This window comes from Pseudolysinimonas sp., assembly GCF_031389465.1.
GTDB lineage: Bacteria > Actinomycetota > Actinomycetes > Actinomycetales > Microbacteriaceae > Pseudolysinimonas_A.
This window is the reverse complement of record NZ_JANMSQ010000100.1, coordinates 1-1,692: the sequence shown is the minus strand read 5'-3', so window position 1 is coordinate 1,692 and position 1,692 is coordinate 1. Positions and strand designations below refer to the sequence as shown.

General features: G+C 66.8%; 3 protein-coding genes. 1 reads left to right on the top strand and 2 read right to left on the bottom strand.

The genetic code is table 11. From position 1 onward, the window contains the following. Positions 1-303, bottom strand: a 303-nt coding sequence (locus RMO30_RS04035) for a hypothetical protein (protein WP_309709838.1), incomplete at its 3' end; no start/stop codon positions are given. Between the two features lie 206 nt (positions 304-509). Between RMO30_RS04035 and RMO30_RS04030 the strand changes: the two genes are divergently transcribed. Further along, entirely contained in the window at positions 510-1,439 is a 930-nt protein-coding gene (locus RMO30_RS04030; RefSeq protein ID WP_309709832.1) for a hypothetical protein, read from the top strand. A gap of 8 nt (positions 1,440-1,447) precedes the next feature. On the opposite strand, the gene RMO30_RS04025 is transcribed toward RMO30_RS04030, so the two are convergent. Beyond that, positions 1,448-1,692: hypothetical protein (locus tag RMO30_RS04025; protein WP_309709829.1), on the bottom strand; the 245-nt coding region annotated here is incomplete at its 5' end.

The following is a 1,692-nucleotide window of genomic DNA, read 5'->3' as shown; positions in this document are numbered from 1 at the left end:
CGGAGCTCTCTCCAGCCGCGCCGTCCAGGCGATCACCGCCAGCAGGCCGGCCGCTATGAGGAGGAGCGTCGAGGAGTACCACGTGGGCACGTTCAGTTCACGGTTGAGCATGAACAGGTCCGCGAACGTGTCACGTCCCGGGAAGTCGGGCAGCAGGTGGACGCTGACCAGCGCCCCCAGCCCAGCCAACGAAAGGAGCACGACGCCGGCGCCAAGCACCCAGGCAGTGACGCCCGAGAGACGCAGGATGCTGCGATTCTCCTCTGACCGCTCGGGGCCGTGCGCCCCCATCGCGAATGTCACGAGCGACGCGTCCGGCGCGTTCCGCGAGTAGGCTCTCGATCGCCATGTGCCTTCCGAGCCATGCAGCACCTCCAAGCCACGCGGTCGTCGTGACCCTCACTGGCGGGCGACTCCGGCCGATCCTTGACCGTACCACGTGCAAGCGGTGTCCTGGTCCCCGCGCGGTCGCACGGCAGCGCCGGGGCAAGAAGGCGACGCGCTGTACCATGGCGGCCGACGACGGTACGGTGAATGCCACGCTGGGTCGGCACGCGGGGGAAGGCGGTCGGACGCTGGATCACCTTCGAGGCATCGTCAACGAACCGTTCAAGGTGGTCGTCTGGGCGTACTACGCGTGGCGATTCGTCGTCGCCCGCGTCGTCCGTGGTGAGTCCGGCACGGTGTACTTCGTTCCTGACCAGCCCCTGATCGTCTACTCGATCTGGAAGATCTGTCGAGAGCTCGGGCTTCGAATCACATCCGACGACACGGCAGACTGCGTGGCCGCCGTCAGCTGGGACGATGCCACGTTCAACCGATACCGGCCGGCGCGGCCGCCCTGCGCATCCGGACGCCTCATCAACGAGCGGTGCGTCGATATCAGCAAGACCAAAGTCGAGGATGCCTCACTCGCGACGTTCGGCTACGGGCTGGCGATCGATCCCCGGTCCTTCGTCGGACCCTACGTTCGAAAGTCAGACGAGAACGCCCTCCACGACGGCATCGTGATCGAGAGCGCGCGCGATCCCGAGCCGGGCATCGTCTATCAGCGCCTCGTCAACACTGTCGCGGGCGACGAGCGGGTCCTGGACCTTCGAGTTCCCATCATGGGCCGGCGCATCCCGCTCGTTTATCTGCGCCATCGGGACGTGAAGGAACGCTTCACGCAGCTCCACGACTGCGTCGAGGTCTGCCCGACCGATAGGGTCCTGACGGATCAGGAGGTCGCCACGCTGCTCGCCTTCTGCGCTGCGATCGGCCTGGACTTCGGCGAGCTCGACGTTCTCCGGGATTGCGACGACGGGCGCCTCCACGTCGTCGACGCCAACAAGACGCCAGCGGGTCCGCCGAAACACATCCGCTGGTGGGATGGCGTGCGGGCGATCGGGATCCTGGCCAGGGCGTTTGACGAGGAGTTCCTCGCCGGTCGCGGGTGAAGGCGCGGCTAGATCGAGTCACCCCTGAGCTGAACTAGCGATCGGCCGTTCCACGATCTCGACAGCGCCGCCGACGGTGCTGGCGAAGGGCGGCTGACATCGACGTCGCCCTGCGATGGGCCGAGCCTGACGATCAGCAGAACGGCGATCGCGAGCACGATCACCAGCGCAAGAGCGACCCTCTCGGGGCCGACTGCCGAGGCGATCTTCCAACGGAGGGAGTACGGGTCTCCCTGGTCGACTCTCATGCCCG

What these genes read in the sequence shown, in the direction of transcription:
- RMO30_RS04030 (WP_309709832.1), top strand. Translation starts at nt 510, where the DNA reads ATGGCGGCCGACGACGGTACGGTGAATGCCACGCTGGGTCGGCACGCG.